This window comes from Serratia sp. CY32780, from assembly GCF_052169135.1.
In the GTDB taxonomy this organism is placed as follows: Bacteria; Pseudomonadota; Gammaproteobacteria; order Enterobacterales; family Enterobacteriaceae; genus Serratia; species Serratia sarumanii.
In genome coordinates this window covers 1,388,716-1,402,909 of sequence record NZ_JBJNLI010000001.1, presented here as the reverse complement: position 1 = coordinate 1,402,909, position 14,194 = coordinate 1,388,716, and the positions used below count along the sequence as shown (strand labels likewise).

At 62.5% G+C, this 14,194-nt stretch carries 14 protein-coding genes; 9 read left to right on the top strand and 5 right to left on the bottom strand.

Going from position 1 to position 14,194, the window contains the following annotated elements; all coding sequences use genetic code 11:
* Nucleotides 1–207: 207 nt before the first annotated feature.
* The gene (gene malX / locus ACJ8HH_RS06925) at nucleotides 208–1,827 is read left to right on the top strand and encodes a maltose/glucose-specific PTS transporter subunit IIBC (protein WP_049234468.1); all 1,620 of its coding nucleotides are present in this window, start codon (nucleotides 208–210) and stop codon (nucleotides 1,825–1,827) included.
* On the top strand, nucleotides 1,820–3,001 hold the full coding sequence (locus ACJ8HH_RS06920; RefSeq protein ID WP_047567666.1) for a MalY/PatB family protein: 1,182 nt from the start codon (nucleotides 1,820–1,822) through the stop codon (nucleotides 2,999–3,001). Before malX ends, ACJ8HH_RS06920 begins: the two co-directional genes overlap by 8 nt.
* Before the next feature lie 32 nt (nucleotides 3,002–3,033).
* Here the strand turns inward: ACJ8HH_RS06920 and ACJ8HH_RS06915 are convergent, their stop codons facing one another.
* Nucleotides 3,034–3,402, bottom strand: coding sequence for a hypothetical protein (locus tag ACJ8HH_RS06915; RefSeq protein WP_033638420.1), 369 nt, complete (start codon nucleotides 3,400–3,402; stop codon nucleotides 3,034–3,036).
* Complete coding sequence (locus tag ACJ8HH_RS06910; protein WP_049196846.1) at nucleotides 3,399–3,995, bottom strand: NUDIX domain-containing protein; 597 nt, start codon at nucleotides 3,993–3,995, stop codon at nucleotides 3,399–3,401. The genes ACJ8HH_RS06915 and ACJ8HH_RS06910 overlap by 4 nt, the downstream gene beginning before the upstream one ends.
* Nucleotides 3,996–4,092: 97 nt before the next feature.
* Here ACJ8HH_RS06910 and ACJ8HH_RS06905 point away from each other — a divergent pair, with 97 nt between their 5' ends.
* The 3 genes from ACJ8HH_RS06905 (at nucleotide 4,093) to ACJ8HH_RS06895 (ending at nucleotide 6,639) form a co-directional block, all read left to right on the top strand.
* Nucleotides 4,093–4,848: a DeoR/GlpR family DNA-binding transcription regulator gene (locus tag ACJ8HH_RS06905; RefSeq protein WP_033648209.1), complete on the top strand. Its 756-nt coding sequence runs from the start codon at nucleotides 4,093–4,095 to the stop codon at nucleotides 4,846–4,848.
* A gap of 136 nt (nucleotides 4,849–4,984) precedes the next feature.
* Complete coding sequence (add, locus tag ACJ8HH_RS06900; protein WP_033638417.1) at nucleotides 4,985–5,983, top strand: adenosine deaminase; 999 nt, start codon at nucleotides 4,985–4,987, stop codon at nucleotides 5,981–5,983.
* 110 nt (nucleotides 5,984–6,093) lie between these two features.
* Nucleotides 6,094–6,639, top strand: coding sequence for an AAA family ATPase (locus tag ACJ8HH_RS06895; protein ID WP_033648208.1), 546 nt, complete (start codon nucleotides 6,094–6,096; stop codon nucleotides 6,637–6,639).
* Between the two features lie 11 nt (nucleotides 6,640–6,650).
* Here the strand turns inward: ACJ8HH_RS06895 and ACJ8HH_RS06890 are convergent, their stop codons facing one another.
* Both ACJ8HH_RS06890 and ACJ8HH_RS06885 read right to left on the bottom strand, forming a co-directional pair.
* A complete protein-coding gene (locus ACJ8HH_RS06890) occupies nucleotides 6,651–7,655 on the bottom strand; it encodes a bile acid:sodium symporter family protein (protein ID WP_033648207.1) in 1,005 nt (334 codons plus the stop codon).
* Between the two features lie 73 nt (nucleotides 7,656–7,728).
* Nucleotides 7,729–8,769, bottom strand: a complete 1,041-nt coding sequence (locus ACJ8HH_RS06885) for an oxidoreductase (protein ID WP_060451543.1) — start codon at nucleotides 8,767–8,769, stop codon at nucleotides 7,729–7,731.
* Between the two features lie 231 nt (nucleotides 8,770–9,000).
* Between ACJ8HH_RS06885 and ACJ8HH_RS06880 the strand changes: the two genes are divergently transcribed.
* The 4 genes from ACJ8HH_RS06880 (at nucleotide 9,001) to rsxC (ending at nucleotide 13,038) form a co-directional block, all read left to right on the top strand.
* Nucleotides 9,001–9,441, top strand: a complete 441-nt coding sequence (locus ACJ8HH_RS06880; protein ID WP_019455945.1) for a DUF2569 domain-containing protein — start codon at nucleotides 9,001–9,003, stop codon at nucleotides 9,439–9,441.
* A gap of 135 nt (nucleotides 9,442–9,576) precedes the next feature.
* Nucleotides 9,577–10,158: an electron transport complex subunit RsxA gene (gene rsxA / locus ACJ8HH_RS06875; protein WP_004938443.1), complete on the top strand. Its 582-nt coding sequence runs from the start codon at nucleotides 9,577–9,579 to the stop codon at nucleotides 10,156–10,158.
* Nucleotides 10,158–10,730 (top strand): electron transport complex subunit RsxB, encoded by a 573-nt coding sequence (gene rsxB, locus ACJ8HH_RS06870; RefSeq protein WP_004938428.1) that lies wholly within the window; start codon nucleotides 10,158–10,160, stop codon nucleotides 10,728–10,730. Before rsxA ends, rsxB begins: the two co-directional genes overlap by 1 nt.
* On the top strand, nucleotides 10,723–13,038 hold the full coding sequence (rsxC, locus tag ACJ8HH_RS06865; RefSeq protein WP_197760841.1) for an electron transport complex subunit RsxC: 2,316 nt from the start codon (nucleotides 10,723–10,725) through the stop codon (nucleotides 13,036–13,038). The genes rsxB and rsxC overlap by 8 nt, the downstream gene beginning before the upstream one ends.
* Before the next feature lie 32 nt (nucleotides 13,039–13,070).
* Here the strand turns inward: rsxC and ACJ8HH_RS06860 are convergent, their stop codons facing one another.
* Nucleotides 13,071–13,964: a helix-turn-helix domain-containing protein gene (locus ACJ8HH_RS06860; protein ID WP_043147394.1), complete on the bottom strand. Its 894-nt coding sequence runs from the start codon at nucleotides 13,962–13,964 to the stop codon at nucleotides 13,071–13,073.
* Nucleotides 13,965–14,194 lie beyond the last annotated feature (230 nt).

Below are 14,194 nucleotides of genomic sequence, written 5' to 3'. Positions count from 1 at the left end.
TTCCTGGGCAACCCGCGCCGTAATGATCAAGGGTATACCGAATCCGTTAGCTCAGTAAAACGTTTTACTGCCAGCCGCATTGTCGCTAAAAACCGGGCGGCAGATTTGTGATTGGCGGCGCATTTTTGCTAGGTAAAACGTTTTATCTTCTTTTTACCTAATCTGCAGTCCTCTTTTTGCTCGTCTTTTCGCCAGGAGAAGTCGGTTATGTCAGCAGCCAACAAACCAAAAATCACCCTCTGGGAGTTCTTCCAGAGCCTGGGCAAAACCTTCATGTTGCCCGTCGCCTTGCTCTCTTTCTGCGGCATCATGCTGGGGATCGGCAGCTCGCTGAGCAGCCGCGACGTGATCACCCTGATGCCGTTTATCGGCCACCCGATCTTCCAGCTGATCTTTACCTGGATGAGCAAGGTAGGCTCCTTCGCCTTCAGCTTCCTGCCGGTGATGTTCGCCATCGCCATTCCGCTGGGCATGGCGCGCGAAAACAAGGGCGTCGCCGCCTTCTCCGGCTTCGTCGGCTTCGCCGTGCTGAATCTGGGCACCAATTTCTACCTGACCGCCGCCGGCGTGCTGCCCACCGGCGATCCGCTGGTGCTGAAAGCCAACAATATCCAGAACATCCTCGGCATTCAGTCGATCGATACCGGCATCCTCGGCGCGGTGATCGTCGGCATCATCGTCTATCGCCTGCATGAACGCTTCCACACCATCCGCCTGCCGGACGCGCTGGCGTTCTTCGGCGGCACGCGCTTCGTGCCGATCGTCACCACCGTGGTGCTGGGCCTGTGCGGCCTGGTGATCCCGCTGATCTGGCCGTGGTTCGCCGCCGGCATCACCGGGCTGGGTTGGGTGATCAACAGCGCCGGCGCCTTTGGCCCGATGCTGTTCGGCACCGGCGAACGCCTGCTGCTGCCGTTCGGCCTGCAGCACATTCTGGTGGCGCTGATCCGCTTTACCGAGGCGGGCGGCACCATGGAAGTATGCGGCCACAGCGTCAGCGGCGCCCTGACCATCTTCCAGGCGCAGCTTTCCTGCCCAACCACCACCGGCTTCGCCGAAAGCGCCACCCGCTTCCTGTCGCAGGGTAAAATGCCGGCGTTCCTCGGCGGCCTGCCGGGCGCGGCGCTGGCGATGTACCACTGTGCCAAACCGGAGAACCGTCATAAAATCAAAGGGCTGCTGATTTCCGGCGTGGTGGCCTGCGTGGTCGGCGGCACCACCGAGCCGATCGAGTTCCTGTTCCTGTTCGTCGCGCCGTTCCTCTACCTGATCCACGCGCTGCTCACCGGGCTGGGCTTTACCGTGATGGCGCTGCTGGGCGTAACCATCGGCAATACCGACGGCAATATCATCGACTTCGTGGTGTTCGGCATTCTGCACGGCACCGCCACCAAGTGGTATCTGGTGCCGGTGGTGGCCGCCGTCTGGTTCGTCGGCTATTACGCCATTTTCCGCTTCGCCATCCAGCGCTTTAACATCAAAACGCCGGGCCGCGAGAGCGATGGCGCCGTTAGCCAAAGCGCCCCGAGCGGCGCGGTGGGCAAATCCGGCTACAACGTGCCGGCGATTTTGGCGGCGCTCGGCGGCCCGGACAACATCATCACGCTGGACAACTGCATCACCCGCCTGCGCCTGTCGGTCAACGACATGAGCCGGGTGGACGACGCGGCGCTGAAGGCCAACCGCGCTATCGGCGTGGTGCATCTCAACGACCATAATCTGCAGGTGGTGATCGGCCCGCAGGTGCAATCGGTGAAGGATGAATTAGACTCACTGATAGCCACGGCGCAACCTGCCGCGGCGCTGCAGGGAGCCACCCATGTTTGATTTCTCCACCCCGATCGACCGCCACGGCACCTGGTGCACCCAGTGGGACTATATCGCCGATCGTTTCGGCAGCGACGACCTGCTGCCGTTCACCATCTCCGATATGGATTTCGCCACCGCGCCGTGCATTCTCGACGCATTGCAGCAGCGCCTGCAGCACGGCGTGCTGGGCTACAGCCGCTGGCAGCACGAGGATTTTCTCGGCGCGCTGCGCCACTGGTATCAGCAACGTTTCAACGTCGGCATCGACACCGCGACGGCGGTGTACGGTCCTTCCGTTATCTACATGGCGGCGCAGCTGATCCGCCAGTGGTCGGTGCCGGGCGATTACGTGGTGACCCATACCCCGGCCTACGACGCTTTCTACAAGGTGATCCTCGCCAACCAGCGCCAGCTGTTGGCCTGCCCGCTGCAAAAAGCCGGCGACGACTGGCGCTGCGACATGGCGCACCTTGAGGCGTTGCTGGCGCGGCCGCAGACCAAGATCCTGCTGCTATGCAGCCCGCATAACCCCACCGGCAAAGTGTGGCGCCGCGACGAGCTGCAGCAGATGGCCGAACTGTGCGAGCGCCACGACGTGCGCGTCATCAGCGACGAGATCCATATGGACATGGTGTGGGGGGAACACCGCCATACGCCGTGGAGCCAGGTGGCGAGCGGCGCCTGGGCCCTGCTGACCTCAGGTTCCAAGAGTTTCAACATTCCGGCGCTGACCGGCGCCTACGGCTTCATCAGCGACGCCGCCAGCCGCGAAGCCTACTTCCAGCAGCTCAAAGCCCGCGACGGCCTTTCTTCGCCGGCGGTGCTGGCGGTGGCCGCGCACGTGGCCGCCTATCGGCACGGCGAACCCTGGCTGGATGCCCTGCGCGACTACCTGCAGGATAATCTGACCTACGTCGCCGAGCGGCTGGAGCAGGCGTTTCCCGCGCTGGGCTGGCGTCCGCCGCAGGCCACCTACCTGGCCTGGATCGATCTGCGGCCGCTGGCCGTAGACGATCGAGCGCTGCAGCAGGTGCTGATCGAGCGCGAAAAGGTGGCGATCATGCCGGGCTTTACCTACGGCGAGGAAGGCCGCGGGTTCCTGCGCCTCAACGTCGGCTGCCCGCGCAGCAAGCTGGAGGCCGGCATGGACAAGCTGATCGCCGGATTGAGGTTGGTGCTGGACGAGCAATAGCGCGAGGGGGCGAGCCTCTGCCCGCCCCTTCGTTACCCCTGAACAGGCGGGATCTCCTCCAGGCGGCGATAGACCGTCAGGCCCCACTCGTTGGCCAGCCGCACGTCGTTATCGGCCCCCGCAGATGCCCCTTCGATGCGATACACCGCCTGACACTGCGCAATCAGCCGGTGGGCCACCGGGTAAAGAAACGCCTCGCTCACCGCATCGCCAACCTGCGTGGAACCCGCCGCGGCCGCCAAAGGCAGCGCCAGCCACTCACCGATCACCGGCACGTGCCCCCGCTGGTAAACCGCCAGCGCCGCCTGTTCCAGGCGCGCCAGATTGGCAGCGATACGCTGCGGATCGCCATCGGTGCCGCTGCGATAGGGGCCGGCGATCAGGATTTGTTGCGCTTTCATCGTTCTTCCTCCAACGTGCGGTTCAAGGCGACAAACTGCAGCAGCATGATGGTCTTGGCGTCAACGATCGTGCCCTGGCGAACCGCCTGCAGGGCTTGCGCCAGCGGCAGCTCGAGCACCTCCAGATCTTCCCCCTCCGCCACCACCCCGCCGCCCTCGTTGACGCGGTCGCCCGCCTGATATTCGCCGACGAAAAAGTGCAGCTTCTCGGTGACCGAGCCGGGGCTCATGTAGGCTTCGAACACCTTCTCCACGTTCTGCACGAAATAGCCGGTTTCCTCTTCCGCTTCGGCGCGGATGCGCGCCTCCGGCGACGCGTTGTCCAGCAGCCCGGCGGCGGCCTCAATCAACATGCCGTCATGGCCGTTGACGAACACCGGAAAGCGGAACTGGCGCGTCAGGATCACCGTTTGCGCCCGCCGGTTGAACAGCAAAATCACCGCGCCGTCGCCGCGATCGTAGGTCTCGCGACTTTGCCGCTGCCAAACGCCATCGCGCCGCAGAAAATCAAAGGTGGTTTTTTTCAGCAGGTACCAGTCATCGGACAACACCCGGGTTTCGACAATGCGAACCCTGTCTTTGGTGGCTATCATCGGTTTACTCCGCCAGAGGATGGAAATTGATACTATCGTGCAATTTCGTGTATGATCAAGGTATTTCGTGCAAACTAAATTTGAGAGGAAAATGGCCATGTTGACCAGCCAGCGCAAGAAAATCATCCTGGAAAAACTGGCCCAGGACGGCCAGGTGTTGGCCAAGCAGCTCAGCGAAATGTTCGGGCTGTCGGAAGACACTGTCCGGCGCGATCTGCGCGAACTGGACGCCGAGGGGTTGCTGCAACGGGTACATGGCGGCGCCCTGCCGGTTTCCTCTGCCATTGCCAGCTTCGCCGAGCGCAATCAGTTGGAATCCGGCGCCAAACGCGCGATCGCCAAAGCGGCGGCGGCGATGATCGCCCCCGGCCAGGTAGCGATCATCGATGGCGGCACCACCTCCGCCGAGCTGGTCAGGCAGCTGCCGCTCAACCTGAACGCCACCATCGTCACCCACAGCCCCAGTGTCGCCGTGGGCCTGGTCGATCACCCCACGGTCGAGGTGATCCTGATCGGCGGCCGGCTGTACAAGCATTCGATCGTCAGCGTCGGCGCCGCCGCGGTGGAAGCGATGTCGCATATTCGCGCCGATATCTATTTTATGGGCGTAACCGGCGTGCACCCCACCGCGGGGCTGAGCACCGGCGATCTGGAAGAGGCCTACATCAAGCGGGCGCTGGCGGCCCGCGCGGCGGAAACCGTGGTGCTGGCCTCCGCCGCCAAGCTTAACGCCGCCTCGCAGTATGCGATCGGCGATATTACGCTGGCGCATACCATCATCGTTGAACGCGCCACCGACGACGCATTGATCGCGCCGTTGCAGCAGGCGGGCGTCAGCGTGTTGAAAGCCTGATTCACGACGATAATGCGATAGATCTCGCATTATTTGTGATTCAAGTCACTTTTTTATGCAACGAGATGGCAAGTTTCATTCATTTGTTTTTATACTGTTCTGCACTTTACCTACGATAAATTAGCGAGTGCCCAGCATGATCGATCCCCGCCTACCGCTTACCGACATTCACCGCCATCTCGACGGCAACATCCGCGCGCAGACCATTCTCGACCTCGGTCGCCAATTCAATCTCGCCCTGCCGGCCAACGATTTGGAGAGCCTGCGCCCGCACGTGCAGATCACCCACGCCGAACCGGATCTGGTCAGCTTCCTGCAGAAACTGGACTGGGGCGTGGCGGTGCTGGGCGATCTGGACGCCTGCCGCCGGGTGGCCTACGAAAACGTCGAAGACGCCGCCAACGCCGGCCTGCACTACGCCGAGCTGCGTTTCTCCCCTTACTACATGGCGATGAAGCACCAGCTGCCGGTCGCCGGCGTGGTGGAAGCGGTGATCGACGGGATCCGTTCGGGCTGCCGCGATCGCGACATCGACATTCGCCTGATCGGCATCATGAGCCGCACCTTTGGCGAGGCCGCCTGTCTGCAGGAATTGGAAGGGTTGCTGGCGCACCGCGACGGCATTACCGCGCTGGATTTGGCGGGCGATGAGCTGGGCTTCCCCGGCAGCCTGTTCCTCAACCACTTCAACCGCGCGCGCGACGCCGGCCTGCGCATCACCGTGCATGCGGGCGAAGCCGCCGGCCCGGAAAGTATCTGGCAGGCGATCCGCGAGCTGGGCGCCGAGCGTATCGGCCACGGGGTGAAAGCGGTTGAAGATCCGGCACTGATGGATTTCCTGGCGGAACACGGCATCGGCATCGAGTCCTGCCTGACCTCCAACATCCAGACCAGCACCGTGCCTTCGCTGGCGCAGCATCCGCTGGCCACCTTCCTGCGCCACGGCGTGCTGGCATCGATCAACACCGACGATCCGGCGGTTCAGGGCATCGAGATCGAGCACGAATACCGCGTCGCCGCGCCGCAGGCCGGGCTGACGCCGCAGGAAATCCGCACCGCGCAGGAAAACGGCCTGAAGCTGGCCTTCCTCAGCGAGCAGGAAAAACAGGCGCTGCGCGCCAAAGTGCAAGGTTAAATTCCCCCAAGGCGCCACACGGCGCCTTCTTCTCATCCCCCGTTTTCTTCCGCCTGCTCGTCTTTATCGCTGTTTTCACCCATAACTCTGCCGCACTAGAGGAATTTCTTATGTCTGACAAACTACGCCGCATCGTGCTGACCGGCGGCCCGGGTTCGGGCAAAAGCACGCTCATCGAGGTTCTTCATCGCCGTGGCTACCCGCATTCGCAGGAGGCGGGCCGGGCGATTATTCAGGAGCAGGTGAGTATTGGCGGCAATGCGCTGCCGTGGGGCGATCGCCAGGCTTTCGCCGAGCGGATGCTGGATTGGGAACTGCGCTCATGGCGGGAAGCGACGGGCGCAACATGCTGGTTCTTCGATCGCGGCCTGCCGGATATCGCCGGTTACCTGACGCTGTGCGGGTTGCCGATCCCCGTCCCCTTAACCACGGCGATCGGCGCTTTTCGCTATGCCGATACGGTGTTCATCGCCCCACCGTGGCGAGCGATCTACGCGCAGGACAGCGAGAGAAAACAATCTTTCGCCGAAGCCGAGCAGACCTATCGAGCGATGCTGGCCGCCTATCGCCAACATGGCTATCGGCTGCAGGAACTGCCGCGCGCCTCGCCCGACGAGCGCGCCGACTTTCTGCTCGACGCGCTGGGCTGCCGTTAGCGGCCTGCGGTCTATTTGGCCGCCAGCGCCTCCGCCTCGGCCCGTTGTTTGGCGGTTTTACGCGCATAGCGCTGCGCCAGCACCGCGCACACCATCAGCTGCACCTGGTGGAAAATCATCAGCGGCAGCACCATGGCGCCCACCGCCGCGGCCGGGAACAGCACGTTGGCCATCGGGATGCCGTTCGCCAGGCTTTTTTTCGAGCCGCAGAAGACGATGGTGATCTCATCGGCGGTATTGAAGCCCAGCCAGCGCGCCGCGTAGGTGTTGATCACCAACACCACCGTCAGCAGCACCAGCGACATCACCAGGATGGTCAGCAGCGACCAGCCGTCGATGCGATGCCAAATCCCTTCCACCACCGCCGCGCTGAACGCGGTATACACCACCAGCAGGATCGACGAGCGGTCGGTCAGGTTGATCAGCTTACGATGGCGATCGACCCACTTGCCGATCAGCGGCCGCGCCAGATGGCCAACCACGAACGGCACCATCAGCTGCAGAATGATTGAACCGATGGCGTGCAGCACGTCGGTATTGCCGCCCTGGGTATGCATCAACGCGCCCACCAGCAGCGGCGACAGGAACACGCCGAGAATGCTCGACGCCGAGGCGCTGCAGATCGCCGCCGCCACGTTGCCGCCCGCCGCCGAGGTAAAGGCGATGGCCGATTGCACCGTGGCCGGCAGCGCGCACAGATAGAGGAAGCCGAGATAGACCGTCGGCGTCATGATGCCCGGCACCAGCAGATTCATCGCCAGCCCAAGCAGCGGGAACAGCGCAAAGGTGCTGAGGAACACCAGCAGATGCAGCTTCCAGTGGCTCATGCCGGCGACGATCGCCTCGCGCGACAGCTTGGCGCCGTGCATAAAGAACAGCAGCGCGATGGCGGCGGTGGTCAGGTGTTCAAAGAAGGTTTTCCAGATGCCTTCGCAAGGGAACAGCGAGGCGACGATCACCACCAAAATCAGAACCAGCAAAAATTTATCAATGCGCAAACGCTGCAACCAGGACATGAAACGGATTTCCTTGCACGTAAAGTCGTAAAAAGGCCCGACGTTGCGCCGGGCCACAGAGAAATGGACGGGCTCAGACCACCGGCAGCGCCTGCTGCAGCCGGGCCGATTCCAGCCCCAGTTCGATCAATGCCATCACCGCGATGGCGTCGGCGGCCGGCACCGGGTTTTCGCCGATGCCGGCGATCGCGTCGCGCACCGCGGCGTAATAAGCCGGGTAGTTGCCGGGAATGTTGAGCAGCGGTTGCTCCGCCAGCAGATCTCCACGTGACAGCGTCACTACGCCGTCGCGCATGTCATAGCCCCAATCGGCCTGCGGCAGGCGCTCGCCGGCCTTCAGCCGGTCTTCCTGCGGGTCCAGGCCGTATTTGATATAGCTGCCGCGGGTGCCGTGCACCACGTAACGCGGGCTCTCCGCCGCCGCCAGCATGCTGGCGTGCAGCACCACGCGGCGATCGCCATAGCTCAGCAAGGCGTGGAAATAGTCCACCGCCTGCGCCCCCGGCCGCAATTCCCCCAGATCGACGAACAGCCGGTCGGGCTTGCCGAATAACTGCAGCGCCTGATCGAGCAAATGCGGCCCTAAATCGTACCAGATACCGCTGCCGACGCCGCCCTGTTCACGCCAGCGCTGGCGCACCTGCGGCCGGTAGCGATCGAAATGCGACTCGAAATACACCACCTCGCCCAGCGCGCCCTCATTCAGCAGCGCTTTCAAGGTGAGGAAGTCGCTGTCCCAGCGGCGGTTGTGGAACACCGACAGCAGTAAACCGCTCTGCTGCGCCTGCTGTTGCAGCGCCTGCGCTTGTGACAATGTCACGGTAAACGGTTTATCCACCACCACGTGCTTGCCGGCGGCCAGCGCCTGCTGCGCCAGCGGGAAGTGGGTGTCGTTGGGAGTGGGAATCACGATCAGATCGAGGGCCGGATCGGCGAACAGCGCCTGCGCATCGCCCACCACCGCCATCGACGGCCAGTCGGCGTGCACATTGCCGGCATCGCTGCTGGAGACGGCAGCCAGCTCCAGCCCCGGCGTACCGGCGACAAGCGGCGCATGAAAGGTTTTGCCGGCGTAACCGTAACCGACCAGCCCGACACGAATTTTCTCAGCCATGGGATTTCCTCTTGCAGGCTCACGACAGACCTTTCGATTTGACACCATGCGGCCGGATGGAACAAGAAGTAAATGAGATGTTAATTTGAAGCGGGCTCGATACGGCGTCGAGTAGCCAAACGTGCTGCCACCCGCCGCGATGCCGAGCTATCCGGTTGATTGAGATGACGAAGCCGGTATTACCCGCTAAGCTATGCCGCCTGTGATCCCCGTTTCAATCAGGAAGCCTTTATGTCTCAAGCTGAATACTCTCGTATCGGCGGTTGGTTGCTGGCCCCGATGGCCTATCTGATCGTCACCCTGCTCAGCGCCAGCCTGATGCTGCTCCTGTACGCCATGGCGATCTTCATGCCCGAATCGCGCGACTACCTGCTGACCAACGCCCAGGCGTTTACCCTGCAATGGTACTTTTCGGTGCTGACCACGCTCTTGATGTGGTGCTTCACCCTGTGGCTGCTGTGGCTGTTTTGCCAGCGCTCGCAGCGCTTTCCCAAACTGTTCTTGCTGTGGCTGCTGATCACGGTGCTCCTGGCGGTGAAAGCCTTCGCCTTCGCGCCGGTGCCGGATGAAGTGGCGGTGCGCAGCCTCGGCTGGCCGCTGCTGATGGCGGCGCTGCTGGTGCCTTACATCAAGCGCTCGCAGCGGGTCAAAGGCACCTTTACCGAACGTTAAGGGCGGTTGCAGCACGTTTTATCGGGTGTTTTGTGTAAATTTTCGCCAAAAAAGGCAATACCCCTGCGATTCATATGTTGTCGTCCGGCCGCCGATTCCCGATAATAGGCGGCTTTTATTTTTTTAGGCATCGCAATGACCGAATACCTGCTCCTGTTTGTCGGCACCGTACTGGTGAACAACTTCGTTCTGGTGAAGTTTCTTGGCCTGTGCCCGTTCCTCGGCGTTTCCAAGAAGCTGGAAAGCGCCATCGGCATGGGAATGGCCACCACCTTCGTCATGACGCTGGCCTCCGTCAGCGCCTGGGTGATCAACACCTTTATTCTGGTTCCGCTGGATCTGGTCTACCTGCGCACGCTCTCCTTCATTCTGGTGATCGCCGTCGTCGTGCAGTTCACCGAGATGGTGGTGCGCAAGACCAGCCCGGCGCTCTACCGCCTGCTGGGCATCTTCCTGCCGCTGATCACCACCAACTGCGCGGTGCTTGGCGTGGCGTTGCTTAACGTTAACCTCGGCTACAACTTCCTGCAGTCCGCCGTGTACGGCTTCAGCGCCGCCGCCGGTTTCTCGCTGGTCATGGTGCTGTTTGCCGCCATTCGCGAACGTCTGGCGGTCGCCGACGTGCCGGCGCCGTTCCGCGGCTCCTCGATCGCACTGATCACCGCCGGGCTGATGTCGCTGGCCTTTATGGGCTTTACCGGGCTGGTGAAATTCTAATGACTGCGTTGTGGATAGCTATCGCGGCTTTAAGCGCGCTCGGGCTGCTGTTCGGACTGGTGCTGGGCTACGCCGCGCGCCGTTTTGAGGTGGAGGAGGATCCGGTCGCCGAGCAGGTCGACGCGATCCTGCCGCAGAGCCAGTGCGGCCAGTGCGGCTACCCCGGTTGCCGCCCCTACGCCGAGGCGGTGGCCAACGGCGAGATGATCAACAAATGCGCGCCGGGTGGCGAACAGGTGATGTTGAAACTGGCGGAGCTGCTCAACGTCGAGCCGCAGCCGCTGGGCAGCGAAGCCGCCGCCGAGCCGGAGCGTAAAGTGGCCTATATCGACGAGGCCAACTGCATCGGCTGCACCAAGTGCATTCAGGCCTGCCCGGTGGACGCCATCGTCGGCGCCACCCGCGCCATGCACACCGTCATCACCGACCTCTGCACCGGCTGCGACCTGTGCGTCGCCCCTTGCCCTACCGACTGTATTGAAATGAGACCGGTCGCCACCACCACCGCCAACTGGAAGTGGGACATGAAGACGATCCCGGTGCAAGTGATCCACGTGGAGCAACATGCTTAATCTGTTCGCCGCCTTTAAAAAAGACCGGATCTGGGATTTCAACGGCGGGATCCATCCGCCGGAAATGAAAACGCAGTCCAGCGGTGCGCCGCTGCGTGTCGCTCCCCTGCCCAAGACCTTTATCATTCCGCTGCAGCAGCATCTGGGGCCGGAAGGCGAGCTGTGCGTCAATGCCGGCGATCGGGTGTTGAAAGGCCAGCCGCTGACCGTCGGCCGCGGCCGCACCGTGCCGGTTCACGCCCCGACCTCGGGCACCGTCAGCGCCATCACGCCGCACATCACCGCGCACCCTTCCGGGCTGACGGAGCTGTGCGTGATTATCGAGGCGGACGGCGAAGACCGCTGGTGCGAGCGCGATCCGGTGGTTGACTATCGCCAAGCGCCCGCCGCGGATCTGATTCAACGTATTCATCAGGCCGGCATCGCCGGTCTGGGCGGCGCCGGTTTCCCAACCGCCAGCAAGCTGCAGGGCGGCATGAGCGGCGTGGAAACGCTGATCCTCAACGCCGCCGAGTGCGAACCTTACATCACCGCCGACGATCGCCTGATGCAGGAACATGCCGATCAGATCGTTGAAGGCACGCAGATCCTGCAGCATATTCTGCAACCCAAGGTCACGCTGATCGGCATCGAAGACAACAAACCGGAGGCGATCGCGGCGCTGAAGCAGGCGTTGCGCGGCCAGTCCGGCATTGCGCTGCGCGTTATCCCCACCAAATACCCGTCCGGCGGCGCCAAACAGCTGACCAAGATCCTGACCGGCAAGGAAGTGCCGCACGGCAAGCACTCCTCCGCCATCGGCGTATTGATGCAAAACGTCGGCACCGCCTTCGCCATCAAGCGAGCGATCGTCGACGGTGAACCGCTGATTGAGCGCGTAGTGACCCTGACCGGCGACGCGATCGAGCGCCCGGGCAACCTGTGGGCGCGCATCGGCACGCCGGTGCAGCACCTGCTTGACTTCGCCGGTTTCCGCCCGCAGGCGCAGCAGATGGTGGTCATGGGCGGCCCGCTGATGGGCTTCACCCTGCCTGCGCTGAACGTGCCGATCGTCAAGATCAGCAACTGCATTCTGGCGCCGACGGTCGATGAAATGACACCGCAGGAGCCGGAGCAGTCCTGCATCCGCTGCGGCCTGTGCGTAGACGCTTGCCCTGCCGGGCTGCTGCCGCAGCAGCTGTACTGGTTCAGCCGTGGGCAGGAGCACGACAAGGCGCGCAACCATAACCTGTTCGACTGCATTGAATGCGGCGCCTGCGCGTTCGTCTGCCCCAGCAACATCCCGCTGGTGCAGTACTACCGTCAGGAAAAGGCCGAGATCAAGGCTATCGATCTGGAAGCGGCGCGCGCCGCCGAGGCCAAGGCGCGTTACGAAGCCAAGCTGGCCCGCCTGGAGCGCGAGAAGCTGGCGCGCGAAGAGCGGCACAAAAAAGCCGCCGTCAAACTGACCGACGACGATCAGGGTGCGGTGCAGGCCGCGCTGGCGCGCGTGCGCAGCAAAAATGCCGAAGCGGCGGTCACGCCGGTCGACGGCCAGCAGCCGGATAACAGCGAGATGATCGCCGCCCGCGAAGCGCGTAAAGCGCAGGCGCGTGAACGCCGCGCCCAGTTGGCGGCCGAGGCGGAAAAAGAGGCGCCACCGGCGGCCTCCGGCGACGACGCGCGCAAAGCCGCCGTGGCCGCGGCGCTGGCCCGCGTGAAAGCGCGCAAGGAAGCGCCGGCCGCAGACAACGCCGCCCCGGCGGCAACAGAGGACGATCCGCGTAAAGCGGCCGTTGCTGCCGCCCTGGCGCGCGTCAAAGCCAAAAAGGCAGAGCAGCAGGCAGATACCCCTGCCGCAGCGGAACCGGCGCCGGCAGCCGCCGAAGAAGACCCGCGCAAGGCGGCGGTCGCGGCGGCTATTGCCCGCGCCAAAGCCAAGAAGGCGGCGCAGCAGGCGGACGCCCCTGCAGCGGCGGAAACGGCGCCGGCAGCCGCCGAGGAAGATCCGCGCAAGGCGGCGGTCGCGGCGGCTATCGCCCGCGCCAAAGCCAAGAAAGCGGCGCAGCAGGCGGACGCCCCTGCACCGGCGGAAACGGCGCCGGTAACCGCCGAGGAAGATCCGCGCAAGGCGGCGGTCGCGGCGGCTATCGCGCGCGCCAAAGCCAAGAAGGCGGCGCAGCAGGCGGACGCCCCTGCAGCGGCGGAAACGGCGCCGGCAACCGCCGAGGAAGATCCGCGCAAGGCGGCGGTCGCGGCGGCTATCGCCCGCGCCAAAGCCAAAAAAGCCGCCAGGGAATCGCTGGCGGCGGAAACGGAAGACAAATGATGACAGCGGCGCCTGGCTGACGTCGGCGCCGTTTAATCGATAGAGATCAGGTAGGTGTAATCCACATCAATCTGGCGCAGTTTGGATTCCGGATTCCACTCTTTGGTTTGAATGATCTCCATTTCCATACTGCCGCGCACTTCATCCTTCAGCCCCGGCATTACATGCGACATCAGGTAGCCGAAAAACTGCAAACACTCTTTCGCCGAACCCTTATGGTTGATGGAGATAAACTCGCGACTCGGCAGATGGAAAGTGTCGATTTGATAGTTGGAAAGAATATCCTTTTTGTGTTCAGGATCGACCGCCATCACCAGCGTGGATGAGAGCTCGTCGCCCTCCCCGGCATGAGGGGAGTAGATGCTGTAAATCCGCCGACAGTCGACGTGCAGCCCCTTGAAGAAGTCGTTGAAAATCTCGTCCTTCATCGCCATGCAGGAAGAGTACTCCAGCTCCTGTTCGGAGGCGAAATCCAGCCGGCGCGTGAAGCCGACCAGTTGCATGTCGGGCAGCGTCAAACGCTTCACTTCCGGGTAATAACCGGCGCCGTAGCTGGCTTCGAAGTTAAAGCGCGGCATCAGGTTTTTCACGTCCCAGTGCGTCATCGATCGGTAGCGATTGGGCGTGGTGCCGAAGCGCTGCTTGAACATGCGGGTAAAGGTCTGCTGAGAGTCGAAGCCCAGCTCATCGGAGATGTCGATGATCGAGCGACGAGTAATGCGCAGCGCCACCGCGGCGCGCGTCAGGATACGCGAACGGATGTAGGTGGCGAGTTGAATGCCGGTAATACGCTTGAATTTACGCTGCAGATGCCACTTGGAATAGCCCGAAATACGCGCGACTTCATCCAGGTTTGGCCGTTTCTCCAGATGTATCTCCACCCACTCAATTAGCTCTTCAATAAAAAAAATGTCTTCATTTGTCATTATTATGGGTTCACTGACTCAATAATGTTCGCGATAGTAACCTACACGGATTATGTGAAAGTTGTTATTTTGTGCGGAAATCTGGTGAAAAATGATATTTCATTCATACGGTTAACCCATTTACTGCGGTCGATGGCGGCACAAGTTCCACTGACAATTCCTCACGTTAGCCCATTTTCCGGCCAAAAAAAAATCAAATCGCGTCGTCCCGATCGCCAGATGCGCGGAAA